The organism is Corticibacter populi (assembly GCF_004217315.1).
Lineage (GTDB): Bacteria > Pseudomonadota > Gammaproteobacteria > Burkholderiales > Burkholderiaceae_C > Lampropedia > Lampropedia populi.
The window spans coordinates 530,672-547,662 of the sequence record NZ_SGWR01000003.1 but is presented as its reverse complement, the minus strand read 5'-3'; the positions used below and the strand labels follow the sequence as shown (position 1 = coordinate 547,662).

Genomic DNA, 16,991 nt, shown 5'->3' with positions numbered 1-16,991 from the left:
CAAAAGGCCTCGCGCTGGCGATCGACGGCAAGCTCTCAGGCAGCCGCGTCAGTACTTGCCGCCGCCCTTGCCGCTGGGCACGCACTGCACGCAGGCGTTGTTGCTGGAGACGTTCTGCACGGCCTTGCTGTTGTCGGTGGCCTTGTTGTAGAAGCCCGAGTTGGTGGCCGCAACGATCTGCAGCGAAGCGCCATTGACCGTCACCTCGCCCAGATTGCTGGCCAGGCTCTGCACGGCATAGGCCTCGTCATCCGCGTAGTTGGACACGGTGGTGTCACGCAACGCGCCGATCTGCACGGAGGCGCCATTGATCGTCACCTCGCCGGCATTGGAGGCGATGTTCTGCAGCGCATAGCCTTCGTCCTCGGCCTTGTTGGACACCGTGGCCCAGATGGCCGAGGTCGCCTGGATGGACAGGCCGTTGATCACGATTTCACTGCCGGACGACGAAGGCCCGCCGGCGAATGCCAGGCCCGTTGCGAAGACAGCAGTAGCAAGCAATACCTTTTTCATGATGATCTCCAAATGGCTCTCGATGGGTTGGACCGGCATGGCGTCGTTGCGACACGTCCGCCCGGTGGACAGGGCCGCAAGCCTGATCAGCCCTTGTCTGTTGGGCAGTATCGGAACGAACCCCCATCGCGTGAATCCCCATTCGGAATACCTTGAAAAGGGTATTCAAATTGGCCTGGAAAGATACCTTGAATGCATTCATCCAATGGAATGAATCACTTGCGCGCTGTGCCATGACAGAAAGCCATTACCTATATTCAGGTAGTTGCCATTCGTGATCAATGTAACTCTTTGAAATTTAAAGAACTACCCGCCTGTAACTCCTTAACATTCCGCAAAATGGCCGTCCTCCACTGCAATGCCATGCGCCACAGCCCATCGCCGTTCGCAGGGAAGAGTGTCAATAATAAGTTAATCAGGCATGCGCTGCCAGACATGCCAAGGGTTTGTGCTGATTCTCCTGAAGAAAAAATCTTTCGGGAATGGCTTTTCCCCATCTGCATAAAAACACACAGGCCAAGGTGACAGAGGAGAATTCCATGACGATCAGGCGCGAAGAGGCTCTCTTATGTAACAAGCATCAGGGCAACAGCTGTTTCACTCCATCACAATTCGCGCGTTCATCGATATTCGATCCGCCCGCGGCATCGCAGGCATCCCCGCAAGCCCGCGCGACACGGATTCTCGTCGTCGATGACGATGCCTGGGTGCGTCAGGCCATCCTCGCCGAGTTCGAGCGGCACCCTGACGTCATGGTGGTGGGCGAGGCCGACAGCCACGCGCGGGGCGCAGCGCTGATCCGCAGGACCAGCTACGACATCCTGCTGGTCGATCTCAATCTTGGCGATGGCTCCGGCTTCGAGCTGCTGGCGCTGAGCAAGTCGGTGCGTCCCATCAGCGAGGTCGTGATCATCTCCGTCATGGAGGATCTGGAACACGCCTTCCATGCATTCGAGCTTGGCGCCACCGGCTATCTGGTCAAGAACGGCTGGATCGGCAACTTCACCGAGGCCGTGCTGCAGGTCGCGCATGGTGGCGCGGCCATCTCGCCCAATCTGGCACGGCGCATCATCAAGCACATGGGGGCCCAGGCAGCCTCGGCGCAAGCCACTGCGCCAGTCGCCAGCGCGACCGAACGGCCGGTGTCGCCCATGTCCCCCATTCCTTCCATGCCACCCATGTGGCCGGCGGGACAGGCCATCAGGCAACCGGCCCACGCACCGCAACCGCAGGCCGCGGAACAGACGCTCTCCGGCCGCGAGCAGGAAATCCTGCGCCGCATTGCCGAAGGCCTCTCGTACGCGGAAATCGCCCAGGCCTTGGCCATCTCGACGCTGACGGTCAACACCCACATCAAGAACATCTACCGCAAGCTGCAGGTCAACAGCAAGACCAAGGCGATTCGCCACGCCATGCTCCACGGCCTGGTCTGACAGAGCCGGCACGCCATGCCGCCCATGCCGAATCAGCCGCTCAGCGCACCATCGCGGTTTCCGCACAGCTTCTGGATGCTGGGCCATGCCTACCCGAACGGCCGCGGTGGCCGGGCCCGCCCGGGCAAGGTCACGGCGCTGGCCATTTTGCTGCTGCTGACGGTCGCGGCCATCGTGCTCGGCAGCACCTGGTACGAGCGCCACCTGATCGCGAACTCGAAACTGGTGCCCGTCACACGTGTGCTGGCCTTGCCGGACAGCCAGGGCTTTGGCGCCCCTTCCGGACAGGTCGGGCCAAGCTGGCAGGCCCTGGACTGGCAGAACGTCGAGCTGCCCCATGCCTGGCGGCGGGACTGGCCCGGCCATGAGGGCCACGCCTGGTATGGCATCAGCATCCAGATTCCACAGAACTGGAGCGGCGACGACCTGGCGCTGATGGTCTCCTCGGCCTCCATGGCGCACGAGGTCTTCTGGGATTCGCAGCTGATCGGGCGCGACCTCTCGCTGGAGGAGCCGCTCTCGCGTTCATGGAACCACCCGTCCTACTGGCGCCTCAAGACTTCCGCCGGCCAGCAGCACCACCTGCTCATCGGCGTGACCGGCTATGCTCGTCACGGCGGCGGCCTCGGTACGGTATACGTGGGCGATGCGCTGGACGTGCTGCGCCTCTACCAGCTCACCGAATGGAAGCGCCAGCAGTTGCAGCAATTCAGCCTGGGCATGCTGCTGGCACTGTGCGTGATCTTCACGGTCATCTGGTTCAACTGGCCGCTGCATGCCTACTACGGCTGGTACAGCCTGATGCTGCTGGGCTGGGTCGGCTATGGCTACAACTACATTGCCGCAGCCCCTGGCTGGTTCGGCAGCACCCGTGCCTTCCACGGCTTTCTGATTGCCACGCTGCTGGTCTTCATCGGCGCGCTGTGGATGTTCAGCTGGACACTGCTGCGCCGCAGCAGCCTGCGCAAGAGCATGGCGCTGTGGGCGGGCCTGGGCACGCTGATGGCACTGCTGCTGGGCGTGCCCAGCGACACGCGCTGGCAGGACGACATCCAGCTTGCCGCGTTGCTGGTATGCATGCTCATGGGCGTGCTCTCGATGCTGCAATGGCTGGCCTTCGCCTGGCACACCCGCACGGCCGAGAGCGTGATCCTCTCCAGCGCCGTCTCGCTCGTCGGGCTGACCGTCATCCACGAGGTGGCAGCCATGCAGGGCTGGCTGCACTCGCCGCGCTACTTCACGCTGCTGCTCTCGACCATGATGCTGATGGGCATCGGTTTCGTGCTGGCGCAGCGCCTGGCCCGCTCGCTCGAGCGCGAGCACCATTACAAGCAAGAGTTGCAGACCCAGATCGAGGAGGCCGAGGAGCGCCTGCGCCAGGCCATGCTGCAAAACCGCGAGCTGGAGATCCAGAAGGCCCGCCTGGAAGAGCGCGGGCGCATGGTCCGCGACCTGCATGACGGCCTGGGCAGTACCCTCACCGGCTCGATCGCGCGCTGGAGCACCTGGCCGAGCGCCGCCGTGCGCGCCGACGAGGTGGTGGACGTGTTCCAGCAGATCCACAACGAACTGCGGCTGATTCTGGAGACCGGCACCATCACCGATCCGCATGACTTCATGGCGCTCTTTGCCAACACCCGGCTGCGGCTGCAGCGCGCGCTGGAGAATGCGCAGATCCGTTCACAATGGCGCACCGAGGGCCTCGAGGCGCTGTGCCTGAAGCCGGAAAAGGCCCTGCCGATCCTGCGGCTGCTGCAGGAAGCCCTGACCAACGTGATCAAGCACAGCGCCGCCACCATCGTGCAGATCCAGTTGATTCAGCGGGCCGGCCAGTTGCACCTGCATGTGCGCGACAATGGTGCGGGCATGGCCTTGGGCAGGATGACCTCGGAAGAAATGACCACTGATGGAAGGGCTCGTGGCATGGGCCTGGCCGGCATGCGCCAGCGCGTGCGGGAACTGGGCGGCGCCTTTTGCATCGATACCGCCCCCGGCGAGGGCTGCCATGTCCATGTCAGCATCCTGCTGGAATCGCCTGCGGGCGCCGTCCCATCGCAGCCCCCCGCCCAGTCAGGGTGGACCTAGGCCGAGTCGACACATCCACAGGCCGCCATGGCGGCCCGGGAAGCGAAGCAAGGCAGCGTCAGGCCATCGCACCCGCGGCGATGTCCAGCACGATGCGCCCTTCGATCTGGCCCTTGTGCATGCGCGCGAAGATGTCGTTGATGTCCTCGATCCTCTCGGCCTTGACGGTGGCCTTGACCTTGCCCTGGGCCGCGAATTCCAGCGACTCCTGCAGGTCCAGCCGCGTGCCGACGATGGAGCCGCGCACCGTGATGCCCTTGAGCACCATCGAGAAGATCGGCAGCGGGAAGTCGCCCGGCGGCAGGCCATTGAGCGAGACCGTGCCGCCGCGCCGCACCGTGCCCAGCGCCTGCTCGAAGGCCTTGGGCGAGACGGCCGTCACCAGGATGCCGTGCACGCCATCGACCTCTTTCTGCAGATGCTCGGCCGGATCGGTGTGCCGCGCATTGACCACGATGCTGGCACCCAGCGCGCGCGCCAGGTCCAGCTTCTTGTCGTCCACGTCGATCGCCGCCACGTTGAAGCCCATGGCCTTGGCGTACTGCACCGCCAGGTGACCCAGACCGCCAATGCCCGAAATGGCCACCCAGTCGCCCGGCTTGCAGCCCAGCACCTTCAGGCCCTTGTAGACCGTCACGCCCGCACAAAGAATGGGCGCGACCTCGATGAAATCCAGCCCCTTGGGAATGTGCCCCACGTAACTGGGGTCGGCCAGCGCATAGTCGGCAAAGCCGCCGTTGACCGAGTAGCCGGTGTTCTCCTGCTTTTCGCACAGCGTTTCCCAGCCACCCAGGCAGTGCACGCAATAACCGCAGGCGGTGTGCAGCCAGGGCACGCCGACGCGATCGCCCTCCTTCACATGCTTGACGTTCTTGCCCACCGCCGCCACATGGCCCACGCCCTCGTGGCCGGGAATGAAGGGTGGATTGGGCTTGACGGGCCAGTCGCCATCGGCGGCGTGCAAGTCGGTGTGGCACACGCCGGAGGCGGCGATCTTGACCAGCACCTGATCATCCGAAGGCGTTGGCACCGGCACTTCCTCGATCTGCAGCGGTTTGCCGAACTCCCGCACCACGGCGGCTTTCATGGTCTTGCTCATTGACGGTCTCCTGGTTGCATGAAAAAGAAACGCACGGGCTCCGGCATCCTGCCAGGCCCCACCCGCCGGCGCGGGTGCCATCGCGGCCCCTGCCGGCGATGGGTGCCGGAAAAGCGGCGCTGGCCATCGGGACACACCCGCCGGCCCGGCCCCGCGCCGCCCAAGCGCCAGGTGTGCTCCGTGCAGCTGGATTGGCCGCACGGAGCGGCAGCTCAGAAAAAGCCCAGCTTGTTGGCGCTGTAGCTCACCAGCAGGCACTTGGTCTGCTGGTAGTTGTGCAGCGCCACCTTGTGGGTTTCACGGCCGATGCCCGATTGCTTGTAGCCACCGAAGGCGGCGTGGGCCGGGTAGGCGTGGTAGCAGTTGGTCCAGACGCGGCCCGCCTGGATGGCACGGCCGGCCCGGTAGGCCTGCGTGCCGTTGCGGGTCCACACGCCGGCACCCAGGCCGAATACCGTGTCGTTGGCGATTTCCATGGCCTCGTCCAGGTCCTTGAAGGTCGTCAGCGCCGCCACGGGGCCAAAGATCTCTTCCTGGAAGATGCGCATCTTGTTGTTGCCCTGCAGGATGGTCGGCTTGACGTAGTAGCCGCCATCGAGCTCCTGGCCCAGATTGCTGCGCTCACCGCCGATCAGTGCCGTGGCGCCCTCCTGGCGGCCGATGTCGATGTAGTTCAGGATCTTGTCGAGCTGCAGCTTGGAGACCTGCGCGCCCACCATGGTGCTGGTGTCCAGGGGATGGCCGGTCTTGATCTTGGCCACGCGGGCCTTGGCGCGCTCGATGAACTGCTCGGCGATCGACTCCTGCACCAGGATGCGCGACGGGCAGGTGCAGATTTCGCCCTGGTTGAGCGCGAACATCGCCAGGCCTTCGAGCGCCTTGTCGAGGAACTCGTCGTCCTTGTCCATCACGTCGGCGAAGAAGATGTTGGGGCTCTTGCCGCCCAGCTCCACCGTCGAGGGGATCAGGTTGTCGGCAGCGGCGTGCAGGATGCGCTGGCCCACCGGCGTCGAGCCGGTGAAGGCGATCTTGGCGATGCGCTTGCTGGTCGCCAATGCCTCGCCGGCTTCCTTGCCGAAACCGTTGACGATGTTGACCACGCCCGGCGGCAGCAGGTCGCCGATGATCTCCATCAGCACCAGAATGGAAGCCGGCGTCTGCTCGGCCGGCTTCATCACCACCGAGCAGCCTGCCGCGAGCGCCGGGGCCAGTTTCCAGGCCGCCATCAGCAGCGGGAAGTTCCACGGGATGATCTGGCCGACCACGCCGATGGGCTCCTGGAAATGGTAGGCCACGGTGTTCTCGTCGATCTCCGAGAGCGCGCCCTCCTCGCCGCGGATGCAGCCGGCGAAGTAGCGGAAGTGGTCTACCGCCAGCGGCAGATCGGCCGCCAGCGTCTCGCGCAGCGGCTTGCCGTTGTCGATGGTCTCGGCCACCGCCAGCGTCTGCAGGTTCTGCTCGATGCGGTCGGCGATCTTCAGCAGCAGGTTGGAGCGCTCGGCCACTGAGGTCTTGCCCCACCTGGCCTGGGCGGCATGGGCCGCATCCAGCGCGCGCTCGACGTCTTCGGCGTCGGACTGCGCGATCTTGGTGAAGGGCTTGCCGGTGATCGGCGAAAGGTTCTCGAAGTAGCGGCCAGCAGAGGGAGGCACCCATTGGCCGCCGATGTAGTTCTCGTACTGGGTCTTGAACGGATAGACCAGGTCGAGGTTGAAGCGCTTGAGCTCGAAGGGATCTGCCATGGTGTTGTCTCCTTTGGGGTTGCAGTCAGGCCACCTGCCCCTTCGGCCATTGGGGCTTTTCAAACCTGGGGTGCACGGTGGCGCAGTCGGGCGCGACAGAACAGGTTTCTGTGCAGTTCCCGTCATTCAAACTTCATGCCAACCAACGTCATTTTCAAGCCATTGATTCAAAACATAAAAAAATCAGGATCAGGAGATTCATACCGACACCGTGGCAATCCGGAACATGTCACCTGTCTCGTTTTTCAACAGTGCGTCAATGGCTCACGGGTGGGACCGCTGCGGGTGAGGCAGCAAAGGATCGACTCCTATAATGGGCCGGACCGCATGCACATGCGCGCATCGACTGCCTGACCCGCCATGGTTCCCGCGACTGACGCACCGAGCCCATGGCAGCGCCGGCAGGCCCGAGAAAAAAGGAGACATGCATGAGCCTTGGTACCCACCACAGTCTGCAGCAGGCCCGCAACCATTTGCTCGAGCACGGCACCTGTCCGCCCGGTGCGCTCGACGAACGGCTGGCCCAATCCTGGCAACGCAGCCTGCACGCCGGCCTGCGACCGCTGGGGATCGAGGACATGGCCGGCCCGGTCAGCAACGCCCATCTTCAGGAGATGCTTCACGGCAATGCCGAACTGCTGGCGCATGCGCGCCCGGTGATGGACTTCCTCTACGGCCAGATCCGCGGCAACCACAGCATGGTGGTGCTCGCCGATGCGCAATGCACGCTGCTGCATACGCAGGGCGACCGGGCGTTTCTCAACAAGGCCCAGCGCGTCGCCCTCAGCCGGGGCGCGAGCTGGCACGAGGCGCAGCGCGGCACCAACGCCATCGGCACCGCGATGGCCGAGCGCATGCCGCTGCGCGTGCGCGGTGGCGAACACTTTCTCGAACAGAACCGCTTTCTGCACTGTTCGGCCGCGCCGATCTTCTCGGCCCAGGGCGAGGTTGCCGGCGTCATCGACATCTCTGGCGACCAGTACGCCTCCCAAAGCCATGCGCTGGGCCTGGCGAGCACGGCCGCGCGCATGATCGAGAACAGCTGGCTCAAGGCCCGCTACCCGCACCTGCCGCGCATCCACATGCACGCCCAGGCCGAAGGCCTGGACACCTTGGCCGAGGGCATTCTGGTGATGACCGAGGACGGCTTTCTGGTGGGCGCCAACCAGGAGGCCATGCGCCTGCTGCGGCTGCACCCTGCGGACTTTTTCGCGCTGCGGCTCGAAGACCGGCTGCAGCAGCGCCTGGGCCAGTTGCTGCGGCAGCCCGGCGAGGCGCCGCAAGCGCTGCGCCTGCCCAATGGCCGCCGGCTGTACCTGCAGATCCACCACCGTCCCCGCGCCGGAGGCACAACCGTCGCTGCGTCGGCTCCGGCCACTCCGGCCGGGCCGACCGCTCCGGCCCATGCACCGGCCGATCCACTCGCCGCCCTGGATACCGGGGACCTCCAATGGCGCGCCGCCACGCACAAGGTGCGCCGCATCCTCAGCAAGCCGATCGCACTGCTGATCCAGGGTGAATCGGGCGTTGGCAAGGAAGTGTTCGCGCGCGCCGCGCACGACAGCGGTCCGCGCCGGGGCCAGCCCTTCGTCGCCATCAATTGCGCGGCCATTCCCGAGGCGCTGATCGAGGCCGAGCTGTTCGGCTATGCGCCGGGCGCCTACACCGGTGCGCAAAAAGGCGGCAGTCCCGGCCGCATCCGCGAGGCGGATGGCGGCACCCTGTTCCTCGACGAGATCGGCGACATGCCGCTGGCGCTGCAGACACGCCTGCTGCGCGTCCTGCAGGAACGCAGCGTCACACCGCTGGGCGGCAGCCCGGTGGCGGTGGATTTCGCCCTCATCAGCGCCACCCACTGCCCGCTAGACGAAGCCGTCGAGCAGGGACGCTTCCGCCGCGATCTGTACTACCGCATCAACGGCTTCAGCGTGCACCTGCCGCCACTGCGCGCACGCGGCGATTTCGATGCGCTGGTCGAGCGTCTGCTCCGGCAATTCGGCGCCCCCGCTGGCGTCGGCCTGGGTGCCTCGCTGCACCAGGCGCTGCGCCGCCACGACTGGCCGGGCAATCTGCGCCAGCTCGCCAGCACCCTGCAGACCGCCTGCGCGCTGCTCGAAGCACACGAGACACACATCGACTGGCACCATCTGGCCGACGACATCGTGCACCGGCTGCGCCATGGCGTCGCCCTGCTGCAGGCCGGCGGCCTGGCTCCGGCCCAGGCCGCACCAGCCGGCATGCCGGGCGCTGCCATGCCCACGCGCAGCCTGCGCAGCCTCTCGCGCAGCGCGGTGCTGCAGGCCCTGCAGCAATGCAGCGGCAACATCAGCCAGGCGGCGCGGCAACTGGGCATCAGCCGCCAGACCGTGTACCGGCACCTGCGCGCCGTGGGCTGAACTCCGGCGCTCTTAAAACCTGTTCACCATCTTTTCGTGGATCGCGAAAAGATGGTGAACAGGCTCTTACAAGGCCTGCAGGAAGGCCCGCAGCGCGGCGCGATCGGCTTCGCTCAGCGTCAGCGGCCGCAGTTGCCCGGAGGCGCGCACCGCGAAGCGGTAGAGCGGCGCCGCCGCCTCCTGCGCATTGCGCGCCCACACCTCGCCACCACCGCGCTCGTAGAGGCGGATCACGCCATCGAGGCTGTCGAACAGGCCGCTGTGCATGTAGGGCGCGGTCTCTGCCACGTGGCGCAGGCTGGGGGTGCGAAATGCCCCCGCGTCCTGCGGCTGGCCGGTCACGCCATAACGCCCCAGGTCCTCGGCCGGTTCGCCGAACGAGGCGATCTTCAGGTTGTGGAACCGGCCGTCGCTGAGCAGCGGCCCGAAGTGGCAGTTGGCGCAGCGCGCACGGGTGCGGAAAAGGTGCAGCCCCCGGATTTGCTGGTCGCTCAGCGCCGTGTGCTGGCCCTGCATGAAGCGATCGAAAGCCGACGGCTTGTCGAGGCTGCCCAGAAAGGCCGCCAGCGCATCGCCCAGCTGCGCGGCATCCGGCCGCGCCGGGCCGTCGCCGCCCGCGCTGCCAGCGCCAGGCCCATAGGCCGCGGCAAAGCGGGTTGCATAGTCGGCATCGGCGGCCAGCCACGCCAGCACCGGTTCGAGCGAAGGATTGGCCATCTCGTCAGGACGCGTCAGCGCCAGCAGCGACTGCGCCCCAAGGGAGGTGCTGCGGCCGTCCCAGCCGAACACCCGGTGGCCGGCCACCGCATGCAGCGCGGGCGGGTTGCGCCGCCCCAACTGACCTGCATGGCCAATGCCCACCGCGGTGCCGCTGCTCCAGCCCCGCGCCGGCTGATGGCAGCTGGCACAGGAGACCTCTCCCGCCACCGACAGGCGCGCATCGAAGAACAGGGCGCGCCCGAGCGCCACCCTGGCCACCATGGCAGCGCCAGTCGTGCCGGTGGCATCGGCAACGGGTGGCGGCTGCCATGCCCCGAGCTCCTGGTAGGCCACGCCGTCATCGATCCAGGCTGGCGGCCACTGGCTGGCATCCTGCTGGTACCACTGGCGCAGCAGCGCCGCCTCATGCAAGGCCCAGGCCGCCCGGGATTCGGCTCCGGCCTGCCGCAACGCCGAGCCCAACCCCATCAGCAGACAGACCAGCCATGGCAGGGTCAGTGCCAGCCAGCACACACGCCGCTCCTGCCCCGCCGACTGCGCGAACATCAATGGCAATCCGGCCCGATCTGGTCGAAGTAGACCTCGAAGGCCACGTCCGCCGCCCATTGACGCACCCGGGCGTCCCATTGCGCGGGACTGCCCAGTTCGGCCAGCACGGGCTGCAGGCGTGCCGCCCAGGCCTCGGCGCCGTCACCGGCATCGTCATCCGCGCCATCCTCTGCTCGGCCCACCGCCAGCCACAGTGCCTGTGGCTGCTGGGGGGGCAGCGTGGCGGAAAACTTGCGCCACTCCTGCCGCTCGAACAAGGCCTGCAACTGCGCCTGGTTGCCCAGCGCCGCGTCGCACTGGCCGGTGCGCACCTGCGCCAGCACCTGTGCCGGCGCATCCAGCCAGTGCAGGCGCGCGCCCAGCCCTTCCAGCCACGCATGCGCCCGGGCGCTGGCATGCGTCAGGCACACCGTGCGGCCCTCCAGGTCCCGCCAGTCGCGCACATCGGTGTCCGAGCGCATCGCCACGCTCAGCGGCGTTTCGAACCCGGTGGGCAGCAAGGCGGTAACGGCCTCGCCATCGAACGCTGGCGGCCTTGCCGCGGATGCCTGCAGCAGTGCAACATCGACCTGTCCCTGCTGCAACGCGGCCTGTTCACCGCCGGCCGGCAGCGGCAGCAGTTCGGCCCGCATGCCCAGGCGCTCGGCCAGTGCCAATGCCAGCGCAGCCTCCAGCCCTTCTTCGGTGTAATCGCGCTGGCTGCTTTGCAGGGGCATGGCCTGGGCCGGTAGGCCAATTTTCAGGGTCTGCAAGCTCCGCGGGGTCTGCGGAGTCTGGGGCACGGGGCTGTCTCTGGTGCCAGCCGCCAGGGGCGCCACGCCGCCACCAATCGCATGCGTGGCCACCAGCACAGTCGCGCATGCCCACCGCGCCGCCGCCTTGGACCACTGCCACCGCAATCGGTCCAGCGGGATATTCAGTCGAATATGCATAAACAAATATGAATTTCTTATTTGAAGCCCGTTCATCCGGCATTCGAAAGAAACACCAAAACCTGAAACACCAACTAAGCTAACACGAAGCGCATTTTCATTGGTATAAATTTTTCGCATTTATTAATGACAAAGCATTCGTTCATCACACGCCCGTCCATCCATAGAATCACTCCACCCTGCAACCACCATGCCATATTCCACCGGATGAATCGCGCATGCCGATATTCGGTGGAACAGCCATGGTGCTGCCTCATTCCCCTTTTGCAGGATCCGTGATTCATTCATCCGCCCCCGACAAGGAGCTTTTCGCATGCCGACCCTTTCCTCTCCCCACAGCAGCAGGCACGGCCTGCGTTCCCTGCGCACCCTGAGCCTGGCGCTGGCCGGTCTGCTCGGCAGCGTGTCCTCGTTTGCTGCCGAGGTGCTGCCCAGCATCAACCTGCAGCTCTCGCCGTGGACGGTGGTGGCACGCGAGAAGGGCTTCTTCAAGGAGGAGTTCGACAAAATCGGCACCACCAAGGTGAACCTGATCGCGGCGGGCTCGGCCGACCTGCTGGGCGCCGAGGCGGCGGCCGTGGGCGGTGGCGCCATCGCCATTGCCCAGCGCATGATCTACCCGGCCACGGTGCACCGCGCCAACGGGCTGGACGGCGTGATCATCTGGGCCTCGGAGCCCTCCAACCGCTACCGCGCGCCCATCCTCGCGCGGGCCGACAACGACGAGATCAACAGCATCCAGGACCTGGACGGCAAGAAGTTCGGCAGCAGCCGCATCAGCTGCTACTGGTCCTCGCCGTTCGAGATCGCCGTCAAGGCAGGCCTGCCCTTCGACTCGCGCGAGAAGAAGGGCCGCATCCGCTACGAGTCGATCGACAACTCGGCCGTGGCCATCTCGGCGGTGCTCTCGGGCGCCAGCGACGCCACCACCGCCCACCTGGCGGCCGGCGCCTTCACCGGCGCCTGGCTGTCGGGCAAGCTCAAGGTGGTGGACCGCTCGCCCGACGATGGCATCTACGTCAACAACGCCGGCCGCGTGACCTACTTCGCGCGCCGCGATTTCGCCGAGAAGTACCCGGATGTCATCAAGGCCTTCCTGGCCGCGCGCGAACGCACGCGCGAATGGGCCAAGGACAACCTCGACGATGCCGCCGAGATCGTGGCCAAGCAAACGCGTGTGCCGCTGGAGGTCGCCAAGTTCCAGCTCTCGCACGTGGCCGAGTGGGAATTCATGGCCGGCGAGCCCAATGCCGACCGCGCCCGCAACGCCATCAAGACCTTCCAGGAGTGGTACATCGCCAACGGCGACGACATCCTCAACGAGCGCCAGCTGACCAACGAGCAGATCGACGCCTTCGTCGATGGCCGCTTCTTCGTGGGCGGCAGCCACTCGATCTACAACTGATCCCACGGCGAGCCATGGCCGGCGGCGCATGAGCGGGCCTTGGCCCGCAGCCTGCATCCGGCCTGCACCATGCGCTGGCGGCCGCGGCAGCTCCGCCGCCGCACCCCTTCATCCAACACGAAACGAGACATGCCATGAGCAGCAGTTCCGCCAATGCCATTCCGACGCCCGCTGCCCTGCCCGCTCCCGCTGGCGGCCAGGCCAGGCCGGGCCTCTGGGGCCAGTTCATCGCCGCGGCGGGCCGGCAGAACTACATCGGCCTGATCCTGCCGGCCATCATCCTGGCGCTGTGGCAGGCCTCGGCCAGCTTCGGCTGGGTCGACAAGGTGTTCCTGCCCGAACCCGCCAAGGTGGTGACGGCCTTCTGGACCATGCTCACCAAGCAGTATCTGGCCCAGGACTTCCTCTCCAGCGTCAGCATCGTCGGCCAGGCCTTCATCTACGGCTCGCTCGCCGCCCTGGTACTGGGCGTCGCCGCCGGTCTCTCGCAGAAGGTCGAGCAGTTCTTCGGCCCGACCTTCGACACCATCCGCCACATTCCGGGCATCGCCTGGCTGCCACTGATCGTGCTGTGGCTGGGCATCGGCGCGCCGGCCAAGATCCTGGTGATCGCCAAGTCGGTGTTCTTTCCGGTGTTCCTCAACACGCTGCAGGGCATCCGCAACGTCGACAAGAACTACATCGAGCTCTCGCGCGTGCTCACGCTCACCCGCGCGCAGTTGGTGCGCAAGATCATCCTGCCGGCAGCCGCGCCCAACATCATGGTGTCGCTGCGCTATGCGGCTGGCCTCGCCTGGGCGCTGGTGGTGGTGGCCGAGGGCTTGAGCGGCCTGGAGGGCCTGGGCTTTCTGATCTTCCGCGCCCAGGGCCTGCTGCTGACCGACCAGCTGATGGTCTGCATGGCCATCATCGGACTGGTGGGCTTTGCCATCGACCGCGGCATGTTCTGGCTCCAGCGCCGCGTGCTGCGCTGGAAGCAGGGCTACGACGGCTGAGCGGCGCGCCTCGACAGACACGCGAAAACACGCAGATACGCGAGCCCGAAACCCGCGCCATCCGACCACCGGCCGGCACCGGCATACACCCCAAGGAACACCCCATGGCAACCCCTGGCACACTGAGCATCCGGAACGTCTCCAAGCGCTACGACGTCGAGGGCCGCGATCCCCTGCAGGTGCTGACCGACGTCAACTTCGACGTCGAGCCCGGCTCCTTCGTCTCCATCGTCGGCCCCAGCGGCTGCGGCAAATCGACCATCCTGCGGCTGATCGCCGGGCTGGACCCGGACTACAAGGGCAGCATCCAGCAGGGCGCGGTGCCGATCACCGGCACCAGCCTCTCGCGCGGCATCGTTTTCCAGGACCACCGGCTGCTGCCCTGGCTGACGTTGCAGCAGAACATCGAACTGGCGCTGCTCAACAGCCGCTGGACGGCGCACCAGAAAGCCAAGGCGATCCGCGAGCACATCGAGCTGGTGGGCCTGGCCGGTTTCGAGACCGCCTTTCCGCACCAGCTCTCGGGCGGCATGGCGCAGCGTGCGGCAATCGCGCGCGGCCTGGTCAGCCAGCCCGAGATCCTGCTGCTGGACGAGCCGCTGGGCGCGCTCGACGCGCTCACCCGCATCCGTCTGCAGGAGGAGTTGCTGCGCATCTGGCGCGCCGAAGGTGTCACCATGATTCTCGTGACCCATGACGTGGACGAGGCCATCTATCTCAGCGACCGCATCTTCGTCATGAATTCCCAGCCGGGCCGGATCGTGCGCGATGTCAAGGTGCCGCTGCCCCGTGTGCGCGACCGCGCCAGCGCGGCCTTCACGGCCATCAAGCGCGAGGTGCTGGCCGCCATGGGCGAATACGAGAACCAGCTGGAGGTCGCCGCATGAGGGCAGGCGCCCACGCGGATTCCCTTCGCGCCAAGAGACAAGGGCGGCAAAGGCCGGCGCAGCCGCTCGCAGCCGGGCTGCTCGCCTCCTGGCTGCTGGCCTGGCAGGCTGCGGCCATGGCAGCCGACACCGCGCCGCTGGCCGATCTGCCGGACCTCGCGCCGATTCGCGCGCAGGTCTACTCCGCCGAGTACGACAAGGCCGCACAGGCGCTGCGCCAGCTCATCGAACAGGCCGGCGACAACGCGCACCCCGACGTCTACAACCTGCTGGGCTTCAGCCTGCGGAAGCTCCAGCGCTACGACGAGGCGGCACACGCCTACCAGCGCGCGCTGTACTTCGACGCCACGCATCGCGCCGCGCTCGAATACCAAGGGGAGTTGTTCATTGCCACCGGCGACATCGATGCCGCCCAGAAGAACCATCGCTACCTGAAGATCCTCTGCGGCGCCGGGGACTGCCCCGAACGCCAGCAATTGGCCACCGCCCTGCGCGAGGCCGGCCAGGCCCCGCAGGAGGGCGACTGAGAGCGTAGCCTGGAGCGCTTGTCAGAGACATGCGGCCCGGCTCAGACCTCAGACCGGCTCAAACCGGCATCTGCGCCGTCACCAGCGCGCCGCGCACGGCATCGCCCTGCCCCGCGTGGCGATGCCGCAACAGGGTCTGCCGCCGCAGCCGCACATGGGCAAAGCCCGCTTGGCGCAGCAGGCCCAGCACCTGCTGGGGCTGGTGGACATAGCGGCCGCCGGGCTGCAGCCCGGCAATGTCCTGAGCCCCTGTCTCGATGGAAAAGAACAGCAAGCCCCCGGGTCGCAGGACCCGCGCCGCCTGCGCCAGACACGGCTGCAGATCACCGATGAACGGAAACAGTTGCAGCGCGGCAACGCAATCGAACTGCCGTGCACCGATCGCCCGCAGACCATCGAGCGCCTCGGCCTGCTCCAGGCTGTCGTACACCTGTCGCCCGCTGGCCTGCTGCAGCATGGCCGGCGCGATGTCGATGCCATGGCAGCGGCCCTCGATGCGCCCCAGGTGCTGGCCCAGCAAGCCGGTGCCACAACCGAGATCCAGCAGGTCGAAGCGCCGCTGCGGGAACAGCGTTTGCAGATGGGCAGCCAGGCTACGCGGCAACGCGTAGCCCTGGCGCAACTGCATGCGCACGTCGTCATGCGCGGCCTCGGCGTCTCCCAACCACTGCAGCCAAACCTGCGGCAGTGTCGGTGGCGTCTGCCCTGCCAGCCACTGTGTGTAATGGGCCACAACCGGGTCATCGGGAGCGAGCGAATGCAAGGCCGCCAGTTCGGCCTGCAGGCCCTGCCGGTCGCCAGCCTGACGCAGCAGATGCAGACGCGCCCAGCGCGGCTGCGGCGCCTGTGGCGCCAGTTGACTCAACCGGGCCCAGGTCTGCAGCGCGTCGGCGGTGCGGCCCAGATGCGTCTGGTCCCATGCCAGCGCCAGCAGCAGTTGCAGTTGCGGTTGCGGTTGCGGCTGAATCCCCTGCCGCGCCAGCAGGCGCTCCAACAGTTCGATGGCGAAGGGCAAATCGGCCGCGGCATGGGCCATGTCCAGCAGGCTCGTCAGCGCATAGCCATCGTTCGGTGCCATCTGCAGCACGATGCGTGCCTGTTGCATGGCGCCCGCATGGTCGGCATGCCGCGACAACAGGGAGGCCTGGGCGAGCCGCGCCATCCACCAGCTCGGCGACAGGGCCACGGTCTGCTCCATGGCCGCATGCGCCTGCGGCAGGTACCCTGCCGCCTCATGCAGCAGCGCCTGTGCCAGATGCACGCGGGCGTCGCGTGGCGCGAGGCGATGCGCCTGCGCCAGGGTCTGCGCCGCTCCGGTCAGTTGCCGATCAGCCAGTTGCTGCTGGGCCGCTTCGATCAGCGGAGCGATGGGGTCGTGCGACTTGCGCGTCAATGTCATGGCCAATATTGTCGCGCAGCCCGCACAGCGTCCGGCCGCCGCACAAGGTCTTTTCATGGGCGGCGCCAGCCAGGCCTGTCAGCAACAGCGGCACGGCCGGCGCCGGCCGTGCCGAACCACCCATGCGCCCTGCGCCCCATGCCGATAATCAGAACGATAACGAAATGGAATATGAATATTCGGCTTCCAGCCAATATGCATATCGAAAAATAGTATTTCAAATAAAAAGGAATATCCCGAACAATCCAGAACCTTCAGCCATTCACCGCATCACCCGCTTTCCACCACCGGCCTCACCGAATGAGAAAT

14 protein-coding genes are annotated in these 16,991 nt (G+C 66.4%); 8 read left to right on the top strand and 6 right to left on the bottom strand.

What is annotated here, in order from left to right; translation table 11 throughout:
• Positions 1–48 precede the first annotated feature (48 nt).
• The gene (locus tag EV687_RS13350; RefSeq protein ID WP_130466518.1) at positions 49–513 is read right to left on the bottom strand and encodes a hypothetical protein; all 465 of its coding nucleotides are present in this window, start codon (positions 511–513) and stop codon (positions 49–51) included.
• Between EV687_RS13350 and EV687_RS13345 the strand changes: the two genes are divergently transcribed.
• The 3 genes from EV687_RS13345 to EV687_RS13335 all read left to right on the top strand — a co-directional run bounded on the left by EV687_RS13345 (position 512) and on the right by EV687_RS13335 (position 4,031).
• Positions 512–727, top strand: coding sequence for a hypothetical protein (locus tag EV687_RS13345; protein WP_130466517.1), 216 nt, complete (start codon positions 512–514; stop codon positions 725–727). The two genes, EV687_RS13350 and EV687_RS13345, sit on opposite strands and share 2 nt — an antisense overlap.
• 325 nt (positions 728–1,052) lie before the next feature.
• Entirely contained in the window at positions 1,053–1,946 is an 894-nt protein-coding gene (locus tag EV687_RS19210; protein WP_242612630.1) for a LuxR C-terminal-related transcriptional regulator, read from the top strand.
• Positions 1,947–1,970: 24 nt separating this feature from the next.
• Complete coding sequence (locus tag EV687_RS13335) at positions 1,971–4,031, top strand: sensor histidine kinase (RefSeq protein ID WP_130466516.1); 2,061 nt, start codon at positions 1,971–1,973, stop codon at positions 4,029–4,031.
• Positions 4,032–4,089: 58 nt separating this feature from the next.
• On the opposite strand, the gene adhP is transcribed toward EV687_RS13335, so the two are convergent.
• Both adhP and exaC read right to left on the bottom strand, forming a co-directional pair.
• Positions 4,090–5,130, bottom strand: coding sequence for an alcohol dehydrogenase AdhP (adhP, locus tag EV687_RS13330; RefSeq protein WP_122227727.1), 1,041 nt, complete (start codon positions 5,128–5,130; stop codon positions 4,090–4,092).
• Between the two features lie 212 nt (positions 5,131–5,342).
• On the bottom strand, positions 5,343–6,872 hold the full coding sequence (gene exaC, locus EV687_RS13325; protein ID WP_122227730.1) for an acetaldehyde dehydrogenase ExaC: 1,530 nt from the start codon (positions 6,870–6,872) through the stop codon (positions 5,343–5,345).
• A gap of 428 nt (positions 6,873–7,300) precedes the next feature.
• On the opposite strand from exaC, the gene EV687_RS13320 reads away from it, so the two are divergent.
• Positions 7,301–9,268 (top strand): sigma-54-dependent Fis family transcriptional regulator, encoded by a 1,968-nt coding sequence (locus EV687_RS13320; protein ID WP_122227733.1) that lies wholly within the window; start codon positions 7,301–7,303, stop codon positions 9,266–9,268.
• A 66-nt stretch (positions 9,269–9,334) separates the two neighbouring features.
• On the opposite strand, the gene EV687_RS13315 is transcribed toward EV687_RS13320, so the two are convergent.
• Both EV687_RS13315 and EV687_RS13310 read right to left on the bottom strand, forming a co-directional pair.
• A complete protein-coding gene (locus EV687_RS13315; RefSeq protein WP_207226455.1) occupies positions 9,335–10,534 on the bottom strand; it encodes a cytochrome-c peroxidase in 1,200 nt (399 codons plus the stop codon).
• On the bottom strand, positions 10,534–11,253 hold the full coding sequence (locus tag EV687_RS13310; RefSeq protein ID WP_162846575.1) for a type 2 periplasmic-binding domain-containing protein: 720 nt from the start codon (positions 11,251–11,253) through the stop codon (positions 10,534–10,536). Before EV687_RS13310 ends, EV687_RS13315 begins: the two co-directional genes overlap by 1 nt.
• A gap of 529 nt (positions 11,254–11,782) precedes the next feature.
• Between EV687_RS13310 and EV687_RS13305 the strand changes: the two genes are divergently transcribed.
• From EV687_RS13305 to EV687_RS13290, 4 genes are all read left to right on the top strand, one after another.
• Positions 11,783–12,874 (top strand): ABC transporter substrate-binding protein, encoded by a 1,092-nt coding sequence (locus EV687_RS13305; RefSeq protein ID WP_122227739.1) that lies wholly within the window; start codon positions 11,783–11,785, stop codon positions 12,872–12,874.
• A gap of 134 nt (positions 12,875–13,008) precedes the next feature.
• Entirely contained in the window at positions 13,009–13,869 is an 861-nt protein-coding gene (locus EV687_RS13300; protein ID WP_122227741.1) for an ABC transporter permease, read from the top strand.
• A gap of 104 nt (positions 13,870–13,973) precedes the next feature.
• Positions 13,974–14,756: an ABC transporter ATP-binding protein gene (locus EV687_RS13295; protein ID WP_122227744.1), complete on the top strand. Its 783-nt coding sequence runs from the start codon at positions 13,974–13,976 to the stop codon at positions 14,754–14,756.
• Positions 14,753–15,283 (top strand): tetratricopeptide repeat protein, encoded by a 531-nt coding sequence (locus EV687_RS13290; RefSeq protein WP_122227746.1) that lies wholly within the window; start codon positions 14,753–14,755, stop codon positions 15,281–15,283. The genes EV687_RS13295 and EV687_RS13290 overlap by 4 nt, the downstream gene beginning before the upstream one ends.
• Before the next feature lie 58 nt (positions 15,284–15,341).
• On the opposite strand, the gene EV687_RS13285 is transcribed toward EV687_RS13290, so the two are convergent.
• A complete protein-coding gene (locus EV687_RS13285; protein WP_162846576.1) occupies positions 15,342–16,682 on the bottom strand; it encodes a methyltransferase domain-containing protein in 1,341 nt (446 codons plus the stop codon).
• Between the last annotated feature and the right edge of the window lie 309 nt (positions 16,683–16,991).